Source organism: Streptomyces sp. BRA346, assembly GCF_052851135.1.
The window spans coordinates 119,473-143,776 of sequence record NZ_JAIWIH010000006.1; the positions used below are offsets into that span (position 1 = coordinate 119,473).

24 protein-coding genes are annotated in these 24,304 nt (G+C 72.6%); 16 read left to right on the top strand and 8 right to left on the bottom strand.

The features are described 5' to 3' along the window. Positions 1-2: 2 nt before the first annotated feature. Both LCH29_RS10290 and LCH29_RS10295 read right to left on the bottom strand, forming a co-directional pair. Positions 3-284 (bottom strand): Lrp/AsnC family transcriptional regulator, encoded by a 282-nt coding sequence (locus LCH29_RS10290; protein ID WP_446461396.1) that lies wholly within the window; start codon positions 282-284, stop codon positions 3-5. After that, positions 281-991 carry a rhomboid family intramembrane serine protease gene (locus tag LCH29_RS10295; protein ID WP_446461397.1) on the bottom strand — a complete coding sequence of 237 codons (711 nt, stop codon included), beginning with the start codon at positions 989-991 and terminating at the stop codon, positions 281-283. The genes LCH29_RS10290 and LCH29_RS10295 overlap by 4 nt, the downstream gene beginning before the upstream one ends. Positions 992-1,135: 144 nt before the next feature. Between LCH29_RS10295 and LCH29_RS10300 the strand changes: the two genes are divergently transcribed. The 6 genes from LCH29_RS10300 to LCH29_RS10325 all read left to right on the top strand — a co-directional run bounded on the left by LCH29_RS10300 (position 1,136) and on the right by LCH29_RS10325 (position 8,102). Next, complete coding sequence (locus LCH29_RS10300) at positions 1,136-1,381, top strand: hypothetical protein (protein ID WP_009718598.1); 246 nt, start codon at positions 1,136-1,138, stop codon at positions 1,379-1,381. A gap of 19 nt (positions 1,382-1,400) precedes the next feature. Continuing rightward, positions 1,401-2,762, top strand: coding sequence for an NYN domain-containing protein (locus LCH29_RS10305; RefSeq protein WP_446461398.1), 1,362 nt, complete (start codon positions 1,401-1,403; stop codon positions 2,760-2,762). 263 nt (positions 2,763-3,025) lie between these two features. After that, entirely contained in the window at positions 3,026-4,051 is a 1,026-nt protein-coding gene (locus LCH29_RS10310; protein WP_446461399.1) for an NlpC/P60 family protein, read from the top strand. A 178-nt stretch (positions 4,052-4,229) separates the two neighbouring features. After that, positions 4,230-5,309, top strand: coding sequence for an NlpC/P60 family protein (locus tag LCH29_RS10315; RefSeq protein ID WP_446461400.1), 1,080 nt, complete (start codon positions 4,230-4,232; stop codon positions 5,307-5,309). Between the two features lie 30 nt (positions 5,310-5,339). Continuing rightward, positions 5,340-6,614: a hypothetical protein gene (locus tag LCH29_RS10320; RefSeq protein WP_446461401.1), complete on the top strand. Its 1,275-nt coding sequence runs from the start codon at positions 5,340-5,342 to the stop codon at positions 6,612-6,614. Positions 6,615-6,959: 345 nt separating this feature from the next. Beyond that, a complete protein-coding gene (locus tag LCH29_RS10325; RefSeq protein ID WP_446461402.1) occupies positions 6,960-8,102 on the top strand; it encodes a glycosyltransferase family 4 protein in 1,143 nt (380 codons plus the stop codon). Positions 8,103-8,157: 55 nt separating this feature from the next. Here the strand turns inward: LCH29_RS10325 and LCH29_RS10330 are convergent, their stop codons facing one another. Continuing rightward, entirely contained in the window at positions 8,158-9,954 is a 1,797-nt protein-coding gene (locus LCH29_RS10330) for an AMP-dependent synthetase/ligase (RefSeq protein ID WP_446461403.1), read from the bottom strand. Positions 9,955-10,207: 253 nt separating this feature from the next. On the opposite strand from LCH29_RS10330, the gene LCH29_RS10335 reads away from it, so the two are divergent. The 6 genes from LCH29_RS10335 to LCH29_RS10360 all read left to right on the top strand — a co-directional run bounded on the left by LCH29_RS10335 (position 10,208) and on the right by LCH29_RS10360 (position 15,362). Next, positions 10,208-10,978: a metallophosphoesterase family protein gene (locus tag LCH29_RS10335; protein ID WP_446461404.1), complete on the top strand. Its 771-nt coding sequence runs from the start codon at positions 10,208-10,210 to the stop codon at positions 10,976-10,978. A 66-nt stretch (positions 10,979-11,044) separates the two neighbouring features. Next, positions 11,045-11,482, top strand: coding sequence for an SRPBCC family protein (locus LCH29_RS10340; RefSeq protein ID WP_446461405.1), 438 nt, complete (start codon positions 11,045-11,047; stop codon positions 11,480-11,482). Between the two features lie 127 nt (positions 11,483-11,609). Continuing rightward, on the top strand, positions 11,610-12,962 hold the full coding sequence (locus tag LCH29_RS10345; protein ID WP_446461406.1) for an ArsA family ATPase: 1,353 nt from the start codon (positions 11,610-11,612) through the stop codon (positions 12,960-12,962). Between the two features lie 127 nt (positions 12,963-13,089). After that, positions 13,090-13,566 (top strand): DUF5304 domain-containing protein, encoded by a 477-nt coding sequence (locus LCH29_RS10350; RefSeq protein WP_446461407.1) that lies wholly within the window; start codon positions 13,090-13,092, stop codon positions 13,564-13,566. Between the two features lie 57 nt (positions 13,567-13,623). Continuing rightward, complete coding sequence (locus tag LCH29_RS10355; protein ID WP_123106771.1) at positions 13,624-14,565, top strand: ROK family glucokinase; 942 nt, start codon at positions 13,624-13,626, stop codon at positions 14,563-14,565. A gap of 20 nt (positions 14,566-14,585) precedes the next feature. Next, the gene (locus LCH29_RS10360) at positions 14,586-15,362 is read left to right on the top strand and encodes an endonuclease/exonuclease/phosphatase family protein (RefSeq protein WP_446461408.1); all 777 of its coding nucleotides are present in this window, start codon (positions 14,586-14,588) and stop codon (positions 15,360-15,362) included. A 19-nt stretch (positions 15,363-15,381) separates the two neighbouring features. On the opposite strand, the gene LCH29_RS10365 is transcribed toward LCH29_RS10360, so the two are convergent. Then, positions 15,382-16,107: a hypothetical protein gene (locus LCH29_RS10365; RefSeq protein WP_446461409.1), complete on the bottom strand. Its 726-nt coding sequence runs from the start codon at positions 16,105-16,107 to the stop codon at positions 15,382-15,384. Next, positions 16,100-16,915: an alpha/beta hydrolase gene (locus LCH29_RS10370; RefSeq protein ID WP_446461410.1), complete on the bottom strand. Its 816-nt coding sequence runs from the start codon at positions 16,913-16,915 to the stop codon at positions 16,100-16,102. The genes LCH29_RS10365 and LCH29_RS10370 overlap by 8 nt, the downstream gene beginning before the upstream one ends. A 126-nt stretch (positions 16,916-17,041) precedes the next feature. Here LCH29_RS10370 and LCH29_RS10375 point away from each other — a divergent pair, with 126 nt between their 5' ends. From LCH29_RS10375 to LCH29_RS10390, 4 genes are all read left to right on the top strand, one after another. Next, a complete protein-coding gene (locus LCH29_RS10375) occupies positions 17,042-17,860 on the top strand; it encodes a lysophospholipid acyltransferase family protein (RefSeq protein WP_446461700.1) in 819 nt (272 codons plus the stop codon). Between the two features lie 66 nt (positions 17,861-17,926). After that, positions 17,927-19,171: a MacS family sensor histidine kinase gene (gene macS, locus LCH29_RS10380; RefSeq protein WP_446461411.1), complete on the top strand. Its 1,245-nt coding sequence runs from the start codon at positions 17,927-17,929 to the stop codon at positions 19,169-19,171. Positions 19,172-19,187: 16 nt separating this feature from the next. Beyond that, positions 19,188-19,874: a response regulator gene (locus LCH29_RS10385; RefSeq protein WP_446461412.1), complete on the top strand. Its 687-nt coding sequence runs from the start codon at positions 19,188-19,190 to the stop codon at positions 19,872-19,874. Between the two features lie 166 nt (positions 19,875-20,040). Then, on the top strand, positions 20,041-21,069 hold the full coding sequence (locus tag LCH29_RS10390) for a 6-phosphofructokinase (RefSeq protein ID WP_123106764.1): 1,029 nt from the start codon (positions 20,041-20,043) through the stop codon (positions 21,067-21,069). Between the two features lie 486 nt (positions 21,070-21,555). Here the strand turns inward: LCH29_RS10390 and LCH29_RS10395 are convergent, their stop codons facing one another. The 3 genes from LCH29_RS10395 to LCH29_RS10405 form a co-directional block, all read right to left on the bottom strand. Next, on the bottom strand, positions 21,556-23,529 hold the full coding sequence (locus tag LCH29_RS10395; protein ID WP_446461413.1) for an anthranilate synthase family protein: 1,974 nt from the start codon (positions 23,527-23,529) through the stop codon (positions 21,556-21,558). A gap of 92 nt (positions 23,530-23,621) precedes the next feature. Next, the gene (locus LCH29_RS10400) at positions 23,622-23,678 is read right to left on the bottom strand and encodes a trp operon leader peptide (RefSeq protein ID WP_106516695.1); all 57 of its coding nucleotides are present in this window, start codon (positions 23,676-23,678) and stop codon (positions 23,622-23,624) included. Between the two features lie 15 nt (positions 23,679-23,693). After that, entirely contained in the window at positions 23,694-24,227 is a 534-nt protein-coding gene (locus tag LCH29_RS10405) for a hypothetical protein (protein ID WP_446461414.1), read from the bottom strand. Between the last annotated feature and the right edge of the window lie 77 nt (positions 24,228-24,304).

A 24,304-nucleotide genomic window follows, 5' to 3' on the forward strand; every position in this document is an offset into this window, starting at 1 on the left:
ACCTAGCTGTCGAGACCGATGGCGAACGCGGCTTCCAGGTCGTGCTGGGAGTAGGTGCGGAACGCGATGTGGGTCTCGGTGGAGGCCACCCCCGGCAGCTTGCTGATCTGGCCCGTGATGATGTCCGCGAGGTCGTCGTGGCGGGCCACCCGCACCATCGCGATCAGATCGTGCGCGCCGGTGACCGAGTAGACCTCGCTGACGCCCTCGATCGCGGCGATCTTCTCGGCGGTCTCCGGGATCCGGTCCACGCTGGTCTTGATGAGCACGATCGAAGTGATCACGGCTGGCTTTCTCCCTCGCTGGACCTGGCTGCGCCGCCCACTCTATCCGGCCGTCCGAAGCGGGCCCACGCGTAGAGAAATCCCAGGGTGAAGCCCACGAGATGGGCGAGGTAGGCCACTCCGGGGCGGGCGTCGGCCTGGCGGGCGGCGAGCCACTGGAGGGTGACCCAGAAGATCAGTACGGCCCAGGCGGGGAAGCGCAGCGGGAGGAAGAACAGGAACGGGAACAGGCTGGTCACCCGGGCGCGCGGAAAGAGCCATAAGAAGGCGCCGAGGACGCCGGAGATGGCGCCGGAGGCGCCGACCAGCGTCTGCGGCGATGAGGCGTGGGCGGCGGCGTAGCCGAGGAGCGCGAGATAGCCGGTGACGAGGTAGAAGAGGGCGAAGTGCATACGGCCCATGCGTTCCTCGGTCATCGCCCCGAAGACGTAGAGGAACAGCATGTTGCCGAGGAGATGCAGCCAGTTGCCGTGGACGAAGAGCGCGGTCAGCGGGGTCAGCGGCTCGGCGGGGGTGCCGCTCCACAGGGCGCTGGGGACGACGCCCCAGCGCTCGAAGTACGAGGTCTGGGCCTGGAGGAGGTCCCCGCCGGAGCCGTAGCGGGGGTCGAGCCCGGAGGCCGGTCCGAGGACGAAGATCAGGCAGCAGGTGACGATGAGGGCGTACGTCATCACGGGACGGCCGGACCCCGCCGACTTCTCGATCATGGGCAGATCATCGCGTACCCGGCACAACCTGCCCAGAGCGCCTCGCCGCCGCCCGGGGGCGGGGGTACGGGCCCGACAACCCCCGGGGCTCAGGCCGTAGGGTTACAGGACGCCGATGAGCCCGAGTAGCGAGGACCCGACACCATGGCCGTTCCCACGCCGACAGCCGAGACCCGCTGGCGCTGCACCCTGTGCGGCAACCTCACCCGTTTCGATGTGACCCGCTCGACGAAGGCCGTCGAGTTCATCCACCTGGACCTGGCGGGGGAGCCTCGGGTCGAGGAGCGCGATGTGCTCAGTGAGACCATTGAGTCAGTGCGTTGTCGCTGGTGCAACGCGGTCGACCAGATCGAGCTGGTGGACCGTCCGAGTGCGAACGCGAGCGCCTGAGACACGGAGCGAGGAGAAGGTGGTGGACCGGACGGGCGGCCGCGAGGCGGCCGGTGACGCCGAGGGCGTCACCGAGGCGCTGGACCGCCCCCTGCCGGAAGGGGTGCGGCGGCGTGTGGTGGCGCTGGTCGCGGATGCGTTCGGTGGTCTGACGGTCACCGAGCTGCCACCCCAGCTGCGGCAGTACGCCCGTTTCACCCCGAACCGGCGCGCGAAGTTCGCGGGCAACGCGATGGCCGCCGCGGTGGAGAGCGACCCCGTCTTCCGGCAGCGGATCGGACAGCGGCTGCGCGAGACCCAGACGGAACTGACCGAGGCCATCGAGGGCGGTTCGCCGCCCGCGGCCGCGGATCCGGTGGACGTCGCGGCGGTGGCGTACGTACTGCGCCCAGCGGGCTGGGTGAAGCTCGTCGAGGCGGCGGGCGAGGAGGCCCAGCGGGCGTCGGCCGAGCGGGCGGGCGAGGAGGCCGAGCGCGAGCTCCAGCGGCTGCGCGAGGAGCTGGCCACCGCCCGCGCGGCGGCGCGCAAGGAGTCCGACCGGGTCCGCGCCGAGCTGGACGCGGCCCGCAAGGAGACGGACGCGGTGCAGCGCAAGCTGCGCAGCGCGCAGAGCGATGTGAAGCGCGGGGCGGCGGCGCTGCGCAAGGTCGAGGGCGAGCTGGAGACCGTGCGGTCGGAGGCCGCGACGCGGCAGGCGGCCGCCGACGGTGAGGCGCGGCGGCTGCGGGCCCGGCTGGCGGAGGCGGAGTCCGCGCTGGAGGCGAGCCGGCGGGCGGTGCGCGAGGGCCGCAGCGTGGAGGACATGCGGCTGCGGCTGCTGCTGGACACGGTGCTGGACGCGGCCCAGGGGCTGCGCCGCGAACTGGCGCTGCCGCCCGCGTCGATGCACCCGGCGGACACGGTGGACGCGGTCGAACCGGGCAAGATGACGCCGAAGGACATAAGCACCAGGGCGCTGTCGGAGATGGACCCGGCGCTGCTGGACCAGTTGCTGGCCCTGCCGCAGGCGCATCTGGTGGTGGACGGCTACAACGTCACCAAGACCGGCTATCCGACGATGCCGTTGGAGAAGCAGCGGCTGCGGCTGCTGGGCGGGCTCGCGGTGCTCGCGGCGCAGACGGGCGCGGAGATGACGTGTGTCTTCGACGGGGCGGAGCTGGCCGCTCCGGTGCTGCTGGCGCCGCCGCGCGGGGTCCGGGTGCTGTTCAGCAAGCCCGGGGTGACGGCGGACGAGCTGATCCGGCAGCTGGTGCGGGCCGAGCCACCGGGCCGTCCGGTGGTCGTGGTGTCGACCGACCGCGAGGTCGCGGACGGGGTCGCACGCGCCGGAGCGCGCCCCGTGGCATCCGCCCTGTTGCTGAAGCGACTTGCGCGCACCTGACGGGCGCTCAGCATCAGCACAGTGTCAATTGACCGTCACTGCCCGTGCGATGTTTGTAAAAGATGCGTCCCTGGCCAATTTTTTTGTCGTCGGGATTTGAACGGATCACGGCAGGGTCACTAATGTCGGCTCGAACCTTCGCGCGGTTGATCACCCATCCGGGGTGACAGCGGGGGTACCGCCGAGTCCGCGGCGTATCCGCGGAGCCGGGGGGCGCGTTTCAACCCCTGGTAGGCGGCCGGAGGAAGAAGGAGCTCGCCTTCGTGGCGTCCCACCGTCGACCCAAGCAGCCGAGCCGCACTCGGGTATCCGTACTCACGGCGACCGCCGCAGCCGCCGTCGCGCTCACGTCCCAGGCCGCCCAGGCCGCTCCGAAGCAGGACAAGAAGGACGTCAAGGAGCAGGTCGACAAGCTCTACGAAGAGGCGGAGGCGGCGACCGAGAAGTACAACGGCGCCAAGGAGAAGCAGGAGAAGCTGGAGAAGCAGGTCGGCGACCTCCAGGACAACGTGGCGCGCGGCCAGCAGGACCTGAACAAGCTGCGCGACGGACTGGGTTCCATGGCCACCGCCCAGTACCGCACGGGCGGTATCGACCCCTCCGTACAGCTGATCCTCTCCTCCGACCCGGACACCTACCTCGACAAGGCGTCCACCCTCGACCAGGTGAGCGGCAAGCAGGCCGAGTCCCTGCGGAAGATCGCCGACAAGCAGCGCATGCTCAAGCAGCAGCGCGAGGAGGCGTCCACCAAGCTCCAGGACCTGGCGGACACCCGGAAGGCCCTGGGCGAGAAGAAGAAGCAGATCCAGGGCAAGCTCACCAAGGCCCGCAACCTCCTCAACACCCTCACCGAGCAGGAACGCGCCAAGATGGCGCAGGAGGAGCGGGAGCGCGCCAACCGCGCCAGCAGTCGCGTCGACCTGGGCAGTGAGGTGCCCGACTCGCAGCGTGCCGCCGCCGCGCTGGCCGCCGCCAAGACCAAGATCGGCTCGCCGTACGTCTGGGGCGCCACCGGCCCGTCCTCCTTCGACTGCTCCGGCCTCACCGGCTGGGCGTACCAGCAGGCCGGGGTCCAGCTGCCGCGCATCTCCCAGGACCAGGCCAACGCCGGTACGCGGATCGGCCGCGGCGAGCTCAAGCCCGGCGACCTGGTGCTGTTCTACGGCGACCTGCACCACATAGGCCTGTACGCGGGCAACGGGCAGGTGCTGCACGCCCCCAAGCCCGGTGCCGGTGTGCGCTTCGAGTCGATGGACAACATGCCGTTCCAGTTCGGCGTGCGGGTCTGACGGCGTCCGTTCGGGCGAATCAGGACAACTCCCCACGACTCCCGCCCCGTCGGTGACCTGCGGTCTCCGGCGGGGCGTCAGTTTGTGTGCCCGCGATCGGCTTTGGCCCCCGGGTGGTGGCGCCGCTACTGTCTGCGCGCAGTTCCTCACCGACTCCGCGGAAGGGAGTGCGGCTCCCATGGCGTCCTCTCGCCGCGCCTCGAAGCCCGGGCCCGTCCGGGCCACCGTCGTCTGGACCGCCGCATCGGCGGCCGCCGCCACGGGCGCCGTGCTGGCCGCCCCGGCCGGGGCCGAACCCCACGACACCCCGGCGGACCGCCCCGCGGACCGCACCGCCGCCGACCGGATCGACCGGCTCTACGAACAGGCGGAGCGGGCCACCGAGCGCTACAACGCGGCCGGCACCCGCGCCCACCGGCTGCGCCGCGAGACGGACCGCCTCCGGGACCGCGCGGCCCGCGCCCAGGAGCGGGTCAACCGGATGCGGGTGGCGCTCGGCGCGATCGCGGGCGGGCAGTACCGCACCGGCGGCTTCGACCCGGGCCTCGCCCTCCTCCTCTCCTCCGACCCGGCCCACTACCTCGACCGGGCCGCCATGCTGGACCGCATCACCAGCCGCCAGGCCGGTCAGCTGCGGGTCCTGGCCCGCGCCCAGCGCACCCTGCGGCAGCAGCGCGCGGAGGCCGCGGACCGGCTGCTGAAGCTGGAGCGCAGCCGCCTGGCCGTCGCCCGCCACAAGCGCGAGGTGCAGCGCAAGCTGGCCACCGCGCGACGGCTGCTGGGCGCGCTGCGGCCGGGGGAGTGGGAGGCGTACGCACGCGCCTCGCGCGCCGGGGACGGGCACGGGGCGCACGCCGTACCGGGCGCGCCCCCCGGTGGCGCGCATGCAACACCTGGTCTGCCGCCGTCCTCGCCGCGCGCCGCCGCGGCGTTCGGCGCGGCGCGGGCCGCGGTCGGCCTGCCGTACGCCTGGGGGCAGGCCGGGCCCACCGCCTTCGACTGCTCCGGGCTGACCCAATGGGCCTACCGCCGGGCCGGGGTGGCGATCCCCCGCACCTCCCAGGCCCAGGCGCACACCGGGCAGTCCGTGCCGCTGTCCCAGGCCCGCCCCGGCGACCTGGTCGTCTACCGCTCCGATGCCGGGCACGTCGCCATGTACGCCGGGGGCGGCCGGGTGATCCACGCGCCCTACCCCGGTGCGGCGGTCCGCTACGACCCCGTCGGCATGATGCCGATCTTTTCCATCACGCGCGTCTGAAGCACGGCGGCGGCTCGTACGATCTATGGCGTGACGGGTCGGTGGAGATCGGGGCGATGGCGGACGGCACTCTGTCTGCCGGTGGTGTGGGCGCTGCCGCTGGCCGCGCTCACCGCGTGCGGCACGACCGTTCCGCCCGACGACCCCGCGGGGCGCGACGGGCGCGCCGTGCAGCGCATGCTCGACCAGCGGGCCGCGGCGGTACGCGGCCGGAACGCGGGCGCCTTCCTCGCCACCGTCGACCGTGGCGCGGCCGGTTACCGGGCCGAGCAGCGGCGGGTGTTCCGCCGCCTGTCCGCCGTACCGCTGCGCTCCTGGACGTACCGGCTGGTGCGCACCGGCGGCTTCCGGCCCGCCGTCGGCAGCGGCCGCCGCCTCGCCGCGCAGGTCGAACTCCGCTACCGGCTCGCCGGGTACGACACCGCGCCCGTCGTCGCCCCCCAGTACCTGACGCTCGCGCAGCGCGACGGCCGGTGGTTCGTCGCCGCCGACGACGGCCGGGTCGACGGCAAGCGCGGCGTCGACCAGCTGTGGGACCAGGGCCGGGTCGACGTCGTCCGCGGCAAGCACAGCCTCGTCCTCGGCGTCGGCCAGAACCGCAGGCTGCTGCGCGGCGTCGCCGCCACCGCCGACCGGGCCGTGCCCGCCCTCGACCGGGTCTGGCCCGGCTCCTGGGCCGGGCGCGTCGTCGTCGAGGTGCCCGCCTCGCTGGACCGGATGGCCGCCCTGCTGGGCGCCTCCGCGAGCGGCTACCGGGGCATCGCGGCCGTCACCACCGGCGAGGTCGGCGGCGCGAGCGACTCCTCACCGGCCGACCGTGTGATCGTCAACCCCGATGCGTACCGGGCGCTCGGTGACTTCGGCCGCCAGGTCGTGGTCACCCATGAGACGGCCCACGTCGCGACCCGTGCCGCCACCACCGCCGCCACGCCGCTGTGGCTCTCCGAGGGCTTCGCCGACTGGACCGGCTACCGCACCCCCGGGCGCACCCCGCGCCAAGTCGCCCCCGAGCTCTCCGAGTCCGTCGCCTCCGGCCGCCTCCCGAAGGCCCTCCCGCCCGACGAGGCCTTCCGCTTCGGCAGCCGCCCCGACCGGCTCTCCGAGGCCTACGAGCAGGGCTGGCTGGCCTGTCGCATGATCGCCGACCGCTGGGGCGCGGGGAAGCTGGTCGCCCTGTACCGAGCGGTGGGCGCCGCTCCGCGGCGCGAGGGCGCGGTGGAGGCGGGCCTGCGCGAGGTGCTGGACGTCAGCCTGACGGACTTCACGGCGGAGTGGCGCAAGTACGTGGCGGGAGTGCTGGGCTAGCCCCCACCCCGCCCCTCCCCGAAACCGGGGCTCCGCCCCTGGACCCCGCTGCGGGGGCTCCGCCCCCTGCACCCCGCTCCTCAAGCGCCGGAGAGGCTGACCTGGTTGTGGGCAATCGTTCCGCGGAGGGGGCACCTCCCAGCGGTAGCTGGGGGAGGAACGGGTGGGCACAACCCGGCCACCGGCCCGCACCCGGCGACGAAACCCCGGGCCCCACCCGGCGGAGCCGCACCCAGCCCCGGGGGCGGGCCCGGTACGGGGGCCGGGGGCTTGCCCCCGGTTTCGGGAAGGGGCGGGGTGGGGAGCAGAACGTCGCGCCGCACCCACCCGGTACTGTCGGCCACGATGGACAAGACCCTGCTCGTGACGAACGACTTCCCGCCCCGCCCCGGCGGCATCCAGGCGTTCCTGCACAACATCGCCCTCCGCCTCGACCCGGAGCGCATCGTCGTCTACGCCTCCACCTGGAAGCACGGCGAGGAGGGCAAACAGGCCACCGCCCGGTTCGACGCCGAGCAGCCGTTCCCCGTCATCCGCGACCGTACGACGATGCTGCTGCCCACGCCCCGCGTCGCCCGCCGCGCCACCGAGCTGCTGCGCGAGCACGGCTGCGGCTCGGTGTGGTTCGGGGCCGCGGCCCCGCTCGCGCTGATGGCCCCGGCGCTGCGCAAGGCGGGGGCCGAACGGGCGGTGGCGACCACGCACGGGCACGAGGCGGCCTGGGCCCAGCTCCCCGCCTCCCGCACGCTGCTGCGCCGGATCGGCGAGGGTACGGACACGATCACCTACCTCGGCGAGTACACCCGCTCCCGCATCGCCGAGGCCCTCACCCCCGAGGCCGCCGCCCGCATGGTGCAACTGCCGCCGGGGGTGGACGAGAAGACGTTCCACCCCGGCTCGGGCGGGGACGAGATCCGGGCCCGGCTGGGGCTCGCGGAGCGGCCGGTCGTGGTGTGCGTATCGCGGCTGGTGCCGCGCAAGGGGCAGGACACGCTGATCGAGGCGATGCCCCACATCCTGAAGCGGGTGCCGGCCGCGGTCCTGCTGATCGTGGGCGGCGGACCGTACGAGAAGGATCTGCGGCGGCTCGCGGAGACGACGGGCGTGGCCGAATCCGTACGGTTCACCGGCCCGGTGCCGTGGGAGGAGCTGCCCGCCCACTACGGTGCGGGCGACGTGTTCGCCATGCCGTGCCGTACGCGGCGGGGCGGGCTGGACGTCGAGGGCCTGGGCATCGTCTACCTGGAGGCGTCCGCGACCGGGCTTCCGGTGGTCGCCGGGGACTCCGGCGGCGCGCCGGACGCGGTGCTGGAGGGCGAGACCGGGTGGGTGGTGCCGGGCGGCTCCGCGGAGCAGAGCGCGGAGCGGATCGTGGCCCTGCTGGAGGACGAGGCGCTGCGCCGCCGGATGGGCGAGCGGGGCCGCGCCTGGGTCGAGGAGCGCTGGCGCTGGGACCTGCTGGCGGACCGGCTGCGTTCGCTGCTCTGACCAAAAGGAGGCCCGGGGCTCGAACGAGCCCCGGGCCCACCGGACGGCGCGGCGCTCAGCCTCCGTACAGCGCCTCGATCTCCGTCGCGAAGTCCTTCGCCACCACGTTCCGCTTGAGCTTCAGCGACGGCGTCACATGCCCCGAGTCCTCGGTGAACTGCTGCGTCAGCACCCGGAACTTCCGCACCGACTCCGCCTTCGAGACCGCCGCGTTGCCGTCGTCCACGGCCGTCTGGATCTCGGCCAGCAGATCGGCGTCCTCGCGCAGGTCGGCCGCCGTCGCACCGTCCGGTTTGCCGTGTTCGGCGGCCCAGCGGGGCAGGAACTCCTCGTCCAGGGTGATCAGCGCGCCCACGAACGGGCGGCCGTCGCCGACGACCATGCACTCGGCGACCAGGGCGTGCGCCCGGATGCGGTCCTCGATCACCGCGGGGGCGACGTTCTTGCCGCCCGCGGTGATGATGATCTCCTTCTTGCGGCCGGTGATGGTGAGGTAGCCGTCCTCGTCGAGGGTGCCGACGTCCCCGGTGTGGAACCAGCCGTCGGCCAGCGCCTCCGCCGTCGCCGCCTCGTTGTTCCAGTACTCCGTGAACAGGTGGTCCCCGTGCAGCATCACCTCGCCGTCGTCGGCGATACGGACCACCGTGCCCGGCATCGGCTGGCCGACCGAGCCGATCTTCTGCCGGTCCCACGGGTTGAACGTGGTGGCCGCGCAGGACTCGGTCAGGCCGTACCCCTCCAGGACCGTGAAGCCGATGCCCCGGTAGAAGTGGCCGAGCCGCTCGCCCAGCGGGGCGCCGCCGGAGATGGCGTGGGTGGCGCGGCCGCCGAGGGCGGCGCGCAGCTTGCTGAAGACCAGCCGGTCGAAGACCCGGTGCTTGAGCCGGAGTCCGAAGGACGGCCCGGACTCGGTGTCCAGCGCCTTGCTGTAGGCGATGGCGGCGTCGACGGCCTTGTCGAAGATCTTTCCCTTGCCCTCGGCCTGGGCCTTGGCCCGCGCCGAGTTGTAGACCTTCTCGAAGACGCGCGGCACGCCCAGCACCAAGGTCGGCCGGAAGGCGGCGAGTTCATCGGTGAGCGTCTTGATGTCCGAAACATGGCCGAGTTTGATCGGCGCCAGGACCGCGCAAATCTCCACCAATCGCCCGAAGACGTGCGCCTCCGGGAGGAAGAGCAGCACGGAGGAGTCACCGGTGGAGAAGATGGGTTTGAGCCGCGCCACCGCGTTGCCGCATTCGGCGAAGAAGCTGCGGTGCGACAGGACGCAGCCCTTGGGGCGGCCGGTGGTGCCCGAGGTGTAGACGATGGTGGCGGGGGAGTCCGCGTTGGCGAGCGAGGACCGCTCGTCCACCGTCTCGTCCTTGACGTCCGAACCCAGCGTCCGCAGCGTCCCGATCGCGTCGTCCTCGATCTGCCAGACGTGCTTCAGTGCGGGCAGGGTGTCCCGTACGGACTCCACGGCCGCCTCGTGCACCCCGGTCTCGACGAGGACCGCGACCGCGCCCGAGTCGCTGAGGATCCACTGCACCTGCTCCGGTGAACTCGTCTCGTACACCGGCACGGTGATGGCGCCCGCGCTCCAGATGGCGAAGTCCAGCAGCGTCCACTCGTAGCGGGTGCGCGACATCAGGCCGACCCGGTCGCCCGGCGACACCCCGGCCGCGATCAGGCCCTTGGCGGCGGCGCGCACCTCGGCCAAGAAGTCCGCCGCGGTGACGTCCTCCCACCGGCCGTCAACCTTGCGGCCGACCACCGCGACATCCGGGTGCTGCGCCGCGTTGCGTTGGATGAGGTCCGTCAGATTGCCGTCGGCCGGAACCTCGTAAAGGGCCGGAAGGCTGAACTCGCGCAAGACTGCTGCTCCTCGTGGGCGCCGGCGCCGCTACAGGGCAATGGGGGTGCTGGACTGCCCGGACGTTACCCATCGGTATGGCTGTGGGATAGGGGTTTCCGTACAGATGTTTTATGCGTCACACACCGCCTCCATACTGCCCGCAGACTAGTGGACCGCCCTCGGGGCCCGGAAGGAACCGCAGGTGGACGCGGGTCACTGTGCGAACGGAACACCTTACGGACGGATGGTCACAGGTCTTAGGGTGACACGCATGCGAGTCCACGTGGTGAGTGACGTGCACGGGAACAGTCAGGATCTGGGGAAGGCGGGAGACGGGGCCGACGCCCTGATCTGCCTCGGCGACCTCGTCCTCTTCCTGGACTACGCAGACCACTCCCGCGGCATCTTCCCCGACCTCTTCGGCGTCGAGAACGCCCACCGCCTGGTCGAACTCCGCACCGCCCGCCGGTTCGAGGAGGCACGCGAACTGGGCAACCGGCTGTGGGACGGAATGGACCGCCACGCGGCCATCGAGTCCGCCGTACGCAGGCAATACGCCGAGCTGTTCGCCGCCTTCCCCGCCCCGACGTACGCCACCTACGGCAATGTCGACATACCGGCGCTCTGGCCGGAATACGCCGAATCCGGCACCACGATCCTCGACGGCGAGCGGGTCGAGATCGGCGGTCTCGTCTTCGGCTTCGTCGGCGGGGGCTTGCGCACCCCGATGCGCACCCCGTACGAGATCGACGACGAGGCGTACGCCGAGAAGATCGCGTCGCTCGGCGGGCGCGGCGAGGTGGACGTGCTGTGCACCCACATCCCGCCGGAGGTGCCGGACCTCTGCTACGACACCGTCGCCCGCCGCTTCGAGCGCGGCAGCGAGGCGCTGCTGGACGCGATCCACACCCTTCGCCCCCGCTATTCGCTTTTCGGCCATGTCCACCAGCCGCTCGCCCGCCGCATGCGGATCGGCGCCACCGAATGCGTCAACGTCGGACACTTCGCCTCCTCCGGGACCCCCTGGACCCTGGAGTGGTGACCCACCCGCGATAGCCTTCACCGGCAGACACCCCATGCGGCGGACCGGTACGGAGGAGCCACGGCGATGGCGGAACACACCAGCTCGAGCATCACGATCGAGGCGGCCCCGGCCGACGTGATGGAGGTGATCGCCGACTTCGACCGTTACCCGGAGTGGTCCGGTGAGGTGAAGGAGGCCGACATCCTCACCAAGGACGGCCAGGGGCGCGGCGAGCAGGTGCGGATGGTGCTCGACGCCGGGGCCATCAAGGACGACTACACGCTCCAGTACACCTGGAGCGGCGACCAGGTCAGCTGGTCCCTGCTCAAGTCCCAGATGCTGCGCACCCTCGACGGCTCCTACCGGCTGGCCCCGCTGGAGGGCGGCAAGAGCACCGAGGTGACGTACCAGCTCACCGTCGATGTCAAGATCCCCATGCTCGGCATGATCAAGCGCAAGGCCGAGAAGGTCATCATCGACCGGGCGCTCGCGGGCCTGAAGAAGCGGGTCGAAGCCGCTTAACCCCCCTCTTCGGCGCGCGGTCGCCATCGGGCCGGGAGCGGGGCCGGTGGCGGGGTACGCTCCGGCGGAGGCGGCCACCGGGAGCCGCACCGCACACCCACGTACCACCCTGCCGGAGGCTTTCTTCATGCGTACGGTCCTCGTCACCGGTACGGGCGGCGCGGGCCGCACCACCGTGGCCGCCGCGACCGCCCTCGCCGCCGCCCGCGAGGGACAGCGCACCCTGCTGCTCACCGCGGACCGGGACGGCACGCCCGAGGCGCTGCTCGGCATCGGCCCGCTGCGCGGCGCGCCCGGGCGCAGCGCCGACCGGCTGCCGTGGTCCGTACCCGTCGCGCTGACCCCCGGGCTGTGGGCCGCGCGGGTCGTGACCGAGGAGTGGTTCCGCGACGAGCTGACCGTCCTCCAGGACCGCGGCCGCGGCATGCTCGACATGCTGGGCTCGACCCCGCTGGACGGCGAGGAGCTGACCGCGCTCCCCGGCGTGGAGTCGGTCGCGCTGCTGCGCGCGCTGCGCGCCGCGCAGACCGCCCCGCCCGGCACCGGCTGGGACGTCCTCGTGGTCGACCTGCCGCCCGCGCCGGAGACCGTCGCCCTGCTCGCCCTGCCCGAACAACTGCGCCGCTATCTGCGGCGGCTGCTGCCCGCCGAGCGGCAGGCGGCCCGCGCGCTGCGGCCGATGCTGGCGCAGCTCGCCGGGATGCCGATGCCCGCGCAGAAGCTGTACGAGCTGGCCGAGCGCTGGGAGCACGAGCTGGCCGCCATCCAGGGCGTCCTGGAGTCGGAGGCCACGACCGTACGGGTGGTGGTGGAGCCCGGGCCGCTCGCCGACCGCGCGCTGCGCACCGCCCGCGCCGGGCTCGCGCTGCACGGCTGCCGGGTGGAGTCGGTCGTCGCCAACCGGCTGCTGCCCACCGGCACCCCCGACCCCTGGCTCGGGGCGCTGTCCGGGCAGCAGCAGGCCGCGCTGAAGGACCTGTACGAGCAGTGGGCACCCGCCGTGCCGGTCCGCGAGCTGCCGCATCTGGGCCGCGATCCGCAGGGCCTCGGCGACGCCACCGACACCGCCGACACCGCCGACAACGGCCCCGGTGACGCCCCCGGCGTGATCTCCGGCGTGGTGGTCTCCGGCGGGGGCGGCGCGCCCCGCCCGACCGCCGGACTGGGCGCGCTGGCCGGTCCCGTCGGGCCGCCCGACCCGCGCCCTGACCGCCCGGCGGCCGACCCGTGGACCGTCGAGGACCGGCTGGCCGACGAGGGGGTTCTGCTGTGGCGGCTGCCGCTGCCCGGTGCCTCCCGGGACGGGCTGGGCCTGGTCCGGCGCGGCGACGAACTGATCGTCACGGTCGGACCGTTCCACCGCGTGCTGCCGCTGCCGTCCGCGCTGCGCCGCTGCACGGTCTCCGGGGCCGGGCTGCGCGACGGCCACCTCCAGGTCCGCTTCACCCCGGACCCCGACCTGTGGCCGAGGCGGCCCTGACCTCCCGTACGCCCCTGCGGTGCCCTCCGCGGGCTCTGACCGAGGCCCGTCGTTCCGGTAACGTCGAGAGCAAGCCCGGTTGAACGAACGGACCGGGCAGCCAGCCTCCCCGCCGCAGGAGTTCGCCATGAGCGATGCCACCGAGCGTCCCGCCGACAGCCCCGGCACCGACGTACCGGTCACCGAGATCGACCCCGACGCCTGGGAGCGCGCCTGCGCCGAGGACCTGGCCGCCGAGAAGGAACGGCGGCGGGCCCGTGAGGGCGGCGGCGGGGAGCCGGGCAGCGCCGCCGAGGAACTGCGCAAGCTGGCCGACGCCGTCGCGGAGAAGCTGGCCGGGCTCCACACCCCGCTCGCCGGTACGCCGGTGGAGGGGGCCGTACAACAGTTGATCGCAGGGGCGAAGGCGGCCGTTGAGCCGGTCATAGAGCGCAATCCCGACGTATTCGAGCATCTCGCCAGCGCCGGAAGTGAACTGCTCGCCGCCTACCGCGCCGCCGTGACGGGCCAGGAGCAGCGTTGGACCCGTGGTGACGACAGCGGGGGCGCGTCTGGTGGAGACGAAGGTCAGAGTTCGAGTAGTGAACACATCGACCTCGATTGAGCGCTACCTCCGGTACCGTTAGCGGTGGCGGGGTTCGACCAAATAACTGAGGGACTCATGGGACTCACCATCGGCGTCGACATCGGCGGCACGAAGATCGCGGCTGGCGTGGTCGACGAAGAGGGCTCGATTCTCGAAACGAGCAAGGTATCGACCCCGCCGACCCCCGAGGGAGTGGTCGACGCCATCGCGGACGCGGTGCGCAAGGTCAGCACCGGTCATGACGTCGAGGCGGTCGGCATCGGCGCGGCCGGTTACGTGGACGACAAGCGCGCCACGGTGCTCTTCGCGCCCAACATCAACTGGCGGCACGAGGCGCTGAAGGACAAGGTCGAGCAGCGCGTCGGCCTGCCCGTCGTCGTCGAGAACGACGCGAACGCGGCCGCGTGGGGCGAGTACCGGTTCGGCGCCGGCGCGGGCCACGACGACGTCGTGTGCATCACCCTCGGCACCGGCCTCGGCGGCGGCATCATCATCGGCGGCAAGCTGCACCGCGGCCGCTTCGGCGTCGCGGCCGAGTTCGGCCACATAAGGGTCGTCCCCGACGGTCTGCTCTGCGGCTGCGGCAGCCAGGGCTGCTGGGAGCAGTACGCCTCCGGCCGCGCCCTCGTGCGGTACGCCAAGCAGCGCGCCAACGCCACCCCGGAGAACGCCGAGATCCTGCTCGGCCTCGGCGACGGCACCGCCGAGAACATCCAGGGCAAGCACATCAGCGACGCCGCCCGCCAGGGCGACCCGGTCGCCATCGACTCCTTCCGCGAGCTGGCGCGCTGGGCCGGGGCCGGGCTCGCCGACCTCGCCTCGCTCTTCGACCCCTCGGCGTTCATCGTCGGCGGCGGGGTCTCCGACGAGGGCGACCTCGTCCTGGAGCCGATCCGCAAGTCGTTCCGCCGCTGGCTGGTCGGCAACCAGTGGCGGCCGCACGCCCAGGTGCTGGCCGCCCAGCTCGGCGGCAAGGCCGGGCTGGTCGGCGCGGCCGACCTCGCCCGCCAGGGCTGACGGCCGTAAGGGGGGGGACCGTGGTGCTCGCGGATCTGCCCGCCTCCACCACCGGCCCCGACGCGGCCGTGGTGCGGGTGCTCAGCTACAACATCCGCTCACTGCGCGACGACCGCGAGGCGCTGGCCCGGGTGATCCGGGCCTGCGCCCCCGATGTGGTCTGCGTCCAGGAGGCGCCGCGCTTCTTCCGCTGGCGCAAGGCCGTCGCATGGCTGGCCCGCGAGACCGGCCTCGTCTACGCCACGGGCGGGGCCACCGCCACCGGCCCCATGATCCTCACCTCGCTGCGCGCCCACGTCGAGCGGGCCGAGGACATCCTGCTGCCCCGCGTCCCCGGACTGCACCGGCGTGGCTTCGCCACCGCCGTGCTGCGCTTCGGCGGCGGCCACCGGGACGACGACGGCATTCGCCTCGGCGTCGTCAGCTGCCATCTGAGCCTGGCCGCGGCCGAGCGCTACGACCAGGCCGGGATGCTGCTGGACCGGGTCGCCGCGCTCGACGTGCCGTACGCCGTCGCCGCCGGGGACATCAACGAGCAGCCCGACGGCCGCGCCTTCCGCCGCATCGCCGGGACGCTGCGGGACGGCTGGGCCACCGAGCCGTGGGGGAGCGAGGCCACGTTCGACCCGAGCGATCCGCGCCGCCGCATCGACGCGCTGTTCGCGTCCGACGGCATCGAGATCATCGGCTGCGGGGTGCCGTCCGGGCTGCCCGGCGTCCAGGACGCCGATCTGCGGGCGGCCACGGACCACCTGCCGGTCCTGGCCGCGCTCCGGCTGCCCCGCGTGGCCCCGTAGGACCCGCTCCGGATGAGGATCAGACGACGGCGCCGCGCCCCGGGTCGTCGTCCTCCTCGTCGTCGCTGTCCTGCATCCGCATCACCAGCGTGATGAAGCCGCCCAGGAAGCCGCCGACGCCCAGCGTCGCGATCCACCAGGTCAGCTCCACCTGGAACAGCACCACGCCGAGCAGCAGCAGCGGCCCGCCCAGCACGCCCAGCCAGGCGAACCGGGACGTGGTGTCGGACTCGGGCAGCGGCGGCGGCTCGGGCGGGACGAAGTGGCCCTCGTCGGTCTCGTCGAAGTCGTCCTCGGAGGGATCCGTGGCGTCCCAGTCGCGCGGGCCCACGCCCGGCGCGAACACGATGAAGCTGCCGACGGGCTTGTCGCCCTTGTCGGCCGCGTCGCCCGGATCGCTCGTGTCCGCCTTATCCGCCGTATCGGCCTGATCCGCCCTATCGGCCTTGGTGAGGGCGTCCGGGGCCGTCGTGCCCCTGCGGTCGTCCTCGACGTCGGGGTCGAAGTCGTCATCGAAACGGCTCTCGAACCCGTCGTCCAGCTCGTCCAGCGGGTCGTCGCGCCGGTCCTCGCGGCGGGCGTCCTCGCGGCCCCACTTCTCCGTCAGGTTCTCGGCGACGGGCCACCGCTCCGCCTCCGGCGGGTCCGGCGGTTCCTCCCCGTACGCGGCGACGATCGCCGCGAAGGCGGCGTCGTCGTCCCGGCGCGCCCCCGCCTCGTTCTCGTTCGAATCGCGCTCAGCCACTGGCCGCCGCCCCCTCCTTCCCGCCGACGTCCCCGGGGTGCGCCCCGTTGTCCTCTCCCATACCCGCGGTCAGCCGGGTGATGAACGTGTCCGTCTCCTCGAAGATGAACTCGGCGTCGTAGTCCAGCGTCGCCACGTGGTAGCTGCGCTCCAACCGCCGCTCGGTGACGTCCCGGGACGAGACCTGGCTCAGGATGCGCTCGGAGTCGGCGGGCGGCACCACGTGGTCCTGCGGGCTGTGCATCACCAGCAGCGGCTGGGTCACCTGCGGCAGTTCGGCGTCGACCACCCGGTAGAAGCGGCGCATCGAGTGCACCGCGTGCAGCGGCATCCGGTCGTATCCCGATTCCTGGGAACCCGGCTTGGCGATGTCGCTCACGATCCCCTTGACGGAGGGCACCAGATGACGCAGCACCGGAAGGGCCACGGCCAGCGGATCGTGGATCCGGTTGGCGGGATTCACGACGGCGACGCCACTGATCTCGGCGCCGTGCTGGGCGGCCAGCCGCAGCGCGAGCGCGCCCCCCATCGACAGCCCGCAGACGAAGACCCGGGCGCACCGCTCGCGCAGCGCCCGCAGCTCCCGGTCGACCTCGGCGTACCAGTCCTGCCACCCGGTGACCGCGAGATCCTGCCAGCGGGTCCCGTGGCCGGGGAGCAGCGGAAGCGAGACGGTGAGTCCGCGCCGTGCGAGGTGCTCGGCCCAGGGACGCACCGACTGCGGCGAACCGGTGAAGCCGTGACAGACGAGGACGCCGATCTCTCCGCCGTCGTGGCGGAACGGCTCGGCTCCGGGGAGGAGCGGCACCACGGATCTCCGTTCGGTGGTGTAGCGGTCAACGGGACCTCAGCGTACGCGGCGCGCCCCACCGGGGGTAGGCAGGTTAAGGTCTCCTCGTCGGATACAGGAGGTTCTCGGTTGTTCTACGGTGCAATGAAGCTGTCGGTGGGTGGGACGTTGAAGCTCGCCTTCCGGCCCTGGGTCGAGGGACTGGAGAACGTCCCCGACGAGGGGCCGGCCATCCTCGCGAGCAACCACCTCTCCTTCTCCGACTCCTTCTTCCTGCCCGCGATGCTCGACCGGAAGGTCACCTTCATCGCCAAGCAGGAGTACTTCACCACTCCGGGGATCAAGGGCAGGCTGACCGCGGCGTTCTTCAAGGGCGTCGGCCAGCTGCCGGTGGACCGCTCGGGCAGCCGGGGCGCGGGCGAGGCCGCGATCAAGGCCGGGATCGAGGTCATCAAGCGCGGTGAGCTCTTCGGCATCTACCCGGAGGGCACGCGCTCGCCGGACGGCCGCCTCTACCGCGGCAAGCCCGGCGGTCTGGCGCGGGTCGCGCTGGCGACGGGCGCGCCGGTGATCCCGGTCGCGATGATCGACACCGAGAAGATCCAGCCGCCGGGCAAGGTGATGCCCAAGCTGATGCGCCCCGGCATCAAGATCGGCAAGCCGCTGGACTTCAGCCGCTACCACGGCATGGACGGCGACCGCTTCATCCTGCGCTCGGTGACCGACGAGGTCATGTACGAGATCATGAAGCTGTCCGGCCAGGAGTACGTCGACATCTACGCGACCGCGGCCAAGCGGCAGATCGCGGACGCGGAGGCGGCCCGTAAGAAGGCCGAGAAGGAGAAGGAAAAGGCCGAGAAGGCCGCCGAAAAGGGCACGGACAAGAGCGACAAGAGCGACAAGAGCTCGGACGACAAGAGCACGGACGGCGAGAGTACGGACAAGCACAAGACCGGGGCGTAACGTCGCGCCGGGCCCGGGGGTGGGGGGAAGTTGGCGCTACAGCCCAAGCGCGAGCGTGTCGTACGCATGTCAGTGGAGCAGCCGCTGTGGCATGCGCTGACCGCCTACCGGGTGCTCACGCTGATCTACGCGCTCTGCCTCTTCGTCTACTCCTTCTACGACTACGACCGTCCGCTCGGCGCCGCCGCCTATATGGCGGTGCTGACCGTGTGGACGGCGCTGACCTTCCGCATGGTCTCCTCGGCCGAGCGCTGCACCCGGCGCTTCCTGATCGGCGACCTGGCGGTGGCGATCACCGGCATCCTGCTCACCCCGCTGGTCGACACCCACGACCGCATCGCCGAGGGCACGCCCACGCTGCCCTCGATATGGACGGCGGGCGCGGTCCTCGGCTTCGCCATCAAGGGCGGCTGGCGGTGGGCCGCGTGGGCGTCGACCGTGGTGTGCGCGGCCAACATCATCGAGCGCGGCGGGTTCGCCCAGGACACCGTCCACATGCTGATGCTGGTGTGGGTCGCGAGCGTGGCCATCGGGTACGTCGTGGAGGTCGCCCGCGCCAGTGAACGCACCCTGGCCCGCGCGCTGCGCATCGAGGCGGCGACCCGCGAACGCGAGCGGCTGGCCCGGGACATCCACGACAGCGTGCTCCAGGTGCTGGCCATGGTGCAGCGGCGGGGCGCCGCGATCGGCGGCGAGGCCGCCGAACTGGGCCGGATGGCGGGGGAGCAGGAGATCGCGCTGCGCTCGCTGGTGGCCACCGGCCTGGTCACCCCGCCGCGCGCCGCGGCCGACGACAGCCACGACCTCGACGACGCCGCACCCCCGGTATCGCCGCCCGGCCCCGGCCCCGATCCCGCTCCTGCCGACGCCCTGCCCTGCTTGCCCGAGGACAGCGCCGACCCCTGCGACCTGCGGGCCCTGATCGCCCCGCACGCCGGATCCCAGGTCACCTTCTCCGAACCCGGCGCCCCGGTGCTCCTCCCGGCCGCCGCGGCGGGGGAGTTGGCGGCCGCTGTCGGTGCCGCGCTGGACAATGTGCGGGTGCACGCGGGCGAGGGCGCCCGGGCCTGGATCCTGCTGGAGGACGAGCCGAACGCGGTGATGGTGACCGTACGGGACGACGGGCCCGGCATCCCCGACGGCAGGCTCGCCGACGCCGAGCGCGAAGGGCGGCTCGGCGTCGCCCTGTCGATCCGGGGGCGGCTGCGCGACCTCGGCGGCACCGCCGAGTGGATCTCGGCGCCGGGTCAGGGCACCGAGGTGGAGCTGACGGTTCCGAAGCCCGCGCTGAACGCGAAGGACCGGACATGAAGGGAACGACTGCACGATGACCGACGACGACCGCGAAGCCGAGCGGCCGGTGACGGTGATGGTGGTGGACGACCACCCGATGTGGCGCGACGCCGTCGCCCGCGATCTGTCCGAGGCCGGGTTCGACGTGGTGGCCACCGCCGGGGACGGCCCGCAGGCGGTCCGCCGGGCCAAGGCCGCCGAGCCCGACGTCCTGGTGCTCGACCTCAACCTGCCCGGGCTGCCCGGCGTCGAGGTCTGCAAGGAGGTCGTCGCCGCCCACCCCAAGCTGCGGGTGCTGGTGCTCTCCGCGAGCGGTGAGCACGCGGACGTCCTGGAGGCGGTCAAGTCCGGCGCCACCGGCTACCTGGTGAAGTCGGCCAGTACGGACGAGCTGATCGACGCGGTGCGCCGTACCGCCGTCGGCGACGCCGTCTTCACCCCGGGCCTCGCGGGTCTGGTGCTCGGCGAGTACCGGCGGCTGGCCAGCGAGCCCGCCCCCGCCACCGCCGACCAGCCGGTCGCCCCGCAGCTCACCGAGCGGGAGACGGAGGTGCTGCGGCTGGTGGCCAAGGGGCTCTCGTACAAGCAGATCGCCGAGCGCCTGGTGATCTCCCACCGCACCGTGCAGAACCACGTCCAGAACACCCTGGGCAAGCTCCAGCTGCACAACCGGGTGGAGCTGGTGCGGTACGCCATCGAGGCGGGGCTGGACGAGGCCTGAGCCCCGTCCGCCGCCCTGCCGCTCGAACGGGTGAACTTCCCTCCCAACTCCCTTGGGGAACGCAGGAATCGCTTTTCACCCCATCCCCTGTGACCTGGATCACCGTTAGCGTGGCCCCCGTATCGGGCCCAATCTCGGGATTTCAGCGGCAGAAGGGATGAAAAGGATGCGGGTCGGAGTGCTGACCGGCGGTGGCGACTGCCCCGGTCTCAACGCGGTCATCCGCGCCGTCGTGCGCAAGGGCGTACAGGAATACGGCTACGACTTCGTCGGCTTCCGGGACGGCTGGCGCGGTCCCCTCCAGAACGACACCGTTCCCCTCGACATCCGCGCGGTACGCGGCATCCTGCCGCGCGGCGGCACCATCCTCGGCTCGTCCCGCACCAACCCCTTCAACAGCGAGGACGGCATCCGCCGGGTCAAGGAGGGCCTGGCCAAACAGGAGGTCGACGCCCTCATCGCGATCGGCGGCGAGGACACCCTCGGCGTCGCCTCCCGGCTCTCCGGCGACTACGGCATCGCCTGCGTCGGCGTCCCCAAAACCATCGACAACGACCTCTCCGCCACGGACTACACCTTCGGCTTCGACACCGCGGTCAACATCGCCACCGAGGCCATCGACCGCCTCCACACCACCGCCGAATCCCATATGCGCGTCCTCGTCGTCGAGGTGATGGGCCGCCACGCGGGCTGGATCGCCCTCCACGCGGGGCTCGCCGGCGGCGCCAACGTCATCCTCATCCCCGAGCAGCGCTTCGACGTCGACCGCATCTGCGCGTGGGTCGAATCCCGCTTCAAGATCCGCTACGCGCCGATCGTGGTCGTCGCGGAGGGCGCGATGCCGAAGGACGGCGATGCCGTCCTCAAGGACGAGTCCCTGGACTCCTTCGGCCACGTCCGGCTCTCCGGCATCGGGGAGTGGCTGGCCAAGGAGATCGAGCGGCGCACGGGCAAGGAGGCCCGCACGACCGTCCTCGGCCACGTCCAGCGCGGCGGCACCCCCAGCGCCTTCGACCGCTGGCTCGCCACCCGTTTCGGTCTGCACGCCATCGACGCCGTCCGCGACCAGGACTTCGGCAAGATGGTCGCCCTGCGCGGCACGGACATCGTCCGCGTCCCCCTGGCCGAGGCGACGGCCCGCCTGAAGACGGTGGACCCGTCGCTGTACGCGGAAGCGGAGGTCTTCTTCGGCTGAGCCCGCCGCTCCCGCCGGGGCCTGGGGTTTCGTCGCCGGGCGCGGCCCGGTGGCAGGGTTGTGCCCACCCGTTCCTCCCCCAGCTACCGCTGTGAGGTGCCCCCTCCGCGGAACGGTTGCCCACAACGGGGGCCTGTGGGGTACGGGTCCAGGGGCGGAGCCCCGGAGGCCCCGCAACGGAGGGCCGCCCCGGGCGAGTGGCCCATGCGTCCGGGGCCGGAGCCCGCCCCGCGCCCCGGGGCTGCTTCCAGCCGGGCCGTCACCCAGCCCCTCCGGGCGTACAACCCAGCCCCTCCGGCGTTTGAGGAGCGGGGTCGAGGGGCGGAGCCCCCGCAGCGGGCCTGGGGCGCAGCCCCAGGCCCACCCCCAGCCCCCCAGGGGCATCATCCAGCCCCTCCGGTGTTTGAGGAGCGGGGGCCGGGGCGGAGCCCGCCACGCGGCGGAGCCGCATATCGGTACTGCGGGAAGGGGCGGGGTGGGGAACAGTCAGACGCGCACCGCCGCCAGCAGCTCCGCCACCAGCCTCGCCCCATCCAACGACAGCACCGACTCCGGATGGAACTGCACCCCCGCAAAGCCCGGCCCCCGCAAAGCGTGGACATCCCCCGAAGCCGAGTCACGGCACAGCTCCACCCGGTGCATCGCCAACTCCGCCTCCACCCCCTCATCGCACCGAGCGGTAAACGTGTTGTAGAACCCCACCGTCTCCTCCCGCCCGAAGAAGTCGATCCGCTCCTGCGCCCCCTGAAACGGCACATCCTTCCGCACGATCTCCACCCCCAGCTCCGCCGCGATCAATTCGTGCCCCAGGCACACCCCCAGCAGCCCGTGCCGGTGCCCGGCCACCAACTCCGCCGCCAGCCCCCGCAGGAACCGCATCTTGGGGTCCGCGGCATCGCCCGGATCCCCCGGCCCGGGGCCGAGCACGACCGGCCCGTCGTGGGCCAGACAGACCTCCCGCACGCCCGGCTCGTCGTACCGCCGCACCGTCACCGTCAGCCCCGCCGTCCGCAGCAGATGGGCGAGCATCGACGTAAACGTGTCCTCGGCGTCGATCACCAGCGCATGCCCCGACAGCAACTGCTCAGCCGCCTGCATCCGCAGCCAGAACGGCGCCAGGTCGGCCCGCCGCGCGTCCAGCGCCGCCCGCACCCGCGGATCGTCCGCGAGCCGGGGCCGCGGGCCAGCGCCGGACCGTACGGGCGCCTCCCGCACGCCGAGCGCGGTCAGCACCCCGGCCGCCTTGGCGTGCGTCTCGGCGACCTCACCCCGCGGGTCCGAGTGACGCACCAGCGTCGCCCCGACCGGCACCCGCAGCGCCCCGCGGCCGGAGATGTCGGCGGTGCGGATGAGGATCGGCGAGTCGAGGGTCTGCGCACCGCCGCCGTCCCGCCCGATGAGCGCGAGCGCGCCCGCGTAGTAGCCACGCCCACCCGGCTCGTACCGCTCGATCACCCGGCACGCGTTCTGCACGGGCGACCCGGTGACGGTCGCCGCGAACATCGTCTCCCGCAGCACCTCCCGCACGTCCAGCGACGAGCGGCCCCGCAGCTCGTACTCGGTGTGCGCGAGGTGCGCCATCTCCTTGAGCCGCGGCCCGACCACGACGCCGCCCATGTCGCCGACGGTGCACATCATCTTCAGCTCCTCGTCCACGACCATGGACAGCTCCTCCACCTCCTTGGGGTCGTGCAGGAACTCCAGCAGCCCGTCCACCGACGCCCCGCCCTCCGGATAGCGGTACGTCCCGCTGATCGGGTTCATGACGACCGTCCCTCCCGCCCGGCGCCCGCCACCACCCTCAACCGAGAGCGCTTCGCGCTCGCCCCTCCCACCTGACATCCGTACGTGCACCTCCGGGCTCGCCCCGACCAGCGTCCGCCCGCCGCCCAGCCGTACGACGTACGTCCAGTACGCGCCCCGCTCACCGGCGAGCAGCCGCCGGAAGAGCGCGAGCGCGTCGGTACTCGCGAACCCCGGGATCTCGCCCTCGAAGGTCCGTCGGATCACGAAGTTCGCACCCGCGCCGGTGCCGATCTCGTCCTCGATGACCCGGCTCACGATCTCGGCGTACGCGTCGTCGTCGACGTCGAAGCGCCCGCCCTCGACCCGCACGTCGTGCGCGGGCAGCGCGTCCAGCAGCTCGGCGAGCGGCAGCGCGTACGTGGTCTCGGGCCGCAGGACGGTCAGCGGCGTCCCGTCGTCCCGTACGTCGAACCCGCGCTCCCGGATCTGCCGGAACGGCACCAGCGCGAGCGCGTCGTTCACCGGCCCGCCGCCCTCCGGCGCCCCGGTCGGCAGCGGGATGTCGGTCAGCCGCTCCACCTCACCGGCCGGGCCGATGAGCACCTCGACGGTGTCGGCGTCGTGTCCTGGCGTACGGCGGTGCAGCAGGGCGAAGGGCGGGCAGTCGTCGGCGAGCAGCCGGGCGACGAGGGCCTGAGCGTCTGCGTTGTGCATGGAGGTTCCTTCCGGAGAGGAGGAACGACCCGCGGAAACGCCGAAGGCCGCCCCTCGGGCGGCCTTCGCGTGTGTCTGTGGGTGCGCGCGATTCAGTGGGCCGCCGGATGAGCGGTCCACCACCAGGTCATGGTCAGTCGCGCGAACATGGTCAGGACTTTACATCAGTTCCACGGGTTCGCAGGCTGGTCATTGATCGCCGCCCAGAAGCGGGTGCCGTCCGGGACGTAGCCGTACGCCCAGAAGGACCAGCCACCGCTGGCCTCAAGGTTGGCGCCGTACCGGCCGTCGTGGAACTCGGCCATCCGCCAGTCCGCGCCGTAGTACTGCGCGCAGAGGGCATCCGCCGTCGCCCTGCTGGTCAGCGTCTTGCCCAGCACGGGCGGCGTCGCCGCCACGGTGCCGCGGGCCCAGCCCGCGTAGAAGTCCGGCGTGATCCCGCTCGGCACCCCGCTGCCGTTCACTCTCAGGCACAGCAGCGGAAGCGTCGCGGTGGCGGCGGTGTCGCCGTTGTACGGGTCGGTCGCGGCGTCGGCCCCGACCCGGACCGTGCCGTTGCCCTTGTCGAGCACGGTCCACGTCATCCCGGACGGGATGGCCGACGAGTCCGCCCGGGCGGGGGTGGCGTTGAGCGACAGCAGTACGAGCGAGGCGGCGGCCGCGAAGGCGGCGGCACTGCGGCGGAGCAACGTCCTCATGGGGCACTCCTCAGATGGCGTCGTACGCACGGCCCGGTCGGGCCGGTCACCCGAACAGCGTCCGAGGAGCGCACGGT

Coding starts and splice junctions, on each gene's coding strand:
- LCH29_RS10295 (WP_446461397.1), bottom strand. CDS start 991: ATGATCGAGAAGTCGGCGGGGTCCGGCCGTCCCGTGATGACGTACGCC.
- LCH29_RS10300 (WP_009718598.1), top strand. CDS start 1,136: ATGGCCGTTCCCACGCCGACAGCCGAGACCCGCTGGCGCTGCACCCTG.
- LCH29_RS10315 (WP_446461400.1), top strand. CDS start 4,230: ATGGCGTCCTCTCGCCGCGCCTCGAAGCCCGGGCCCGTCCGGGCCACC.
- LCH29_RS10325 (WP_446461402.1), top strand. CDS start 6,960: ATGGACAAGACCCTGCTCGTGACGAACGACTTCCCGCCCCGCCCCGGC.
- LCH29_RS10335 (WP_446461404.1), top strand. CDS start 10,208: ATGCGAGTCCACGTGGTGAGTGACGTGCACGGGAACAGTCAGGATCTG.
- LCH29_RS10340 (WP_446461405.1), top strand. CDS start 11,045: ATGGCGGAACACACCAGCTCGAGCATCACGATCGAGGCGGCCCCGGCC.
- LCH29_RS10345 (WP_446461406.1), top strand. CDS start 11,610: ATGCGTACGGTCCTCGTCACCGGTACGGGCGGCGCGGGCCGCACCACC.
- LCH29_RS10350 (WP_446461407.1), top strand. CDS start 13,090: ATGAGCGATGCCACCGAGCGTCCCGCCGACAGCCCCGGCACCGACGTA.
- LCH29_RS10355 (WP_123106771.1), top strand. CDS start 13,624: ATGGGACTCACCATCGGCGTCGACATCGGCGGCACGAAGATCGCGGCT.
- LCH29_RS10375 (WP_446461700.1), top strand. CDS start 17,042: ATGAAGCTGTCGGTGGGTGGGACGTTGAAGCTCGCCTTCCGGCCCTGG.
- macS (WP_446461411.1), top strand. CDS start 17,927: ATGTCAGTGGAGCAGCCGCTGTGGCATGCGCTGACCGCCTACCGGGTG.
- LCH29_RS10385 (WP_446461412.1), top strand. CDS start 19,188: ATGACCGACGACGACCGCGAAGCCGAGCGGCCGGTGACGGTGATGGTG.
- LCH29_RS10390 (WP_123106764.1), top strand. CDS start 20,041: ATGCGGGTCGGAGTGCTGACCGGCGGTGGCGACTGCCCCGGTCTCAAC.
- LCH29_RS10395 (WP_446461413.1), bottom strand. CDS start 23,529: ATGCACAACGCAGACGCTCAGGCCCTCGTCGCCCGGCTGCTCGCCGAC.
- LCH29_RS10405 (WP_446461414.1), bottom strand. CDS start 24,227: ATGAGGACGTTGCTCCGCCGCAGTGCCGCCGCCTTCGCGGCCGCCGCC.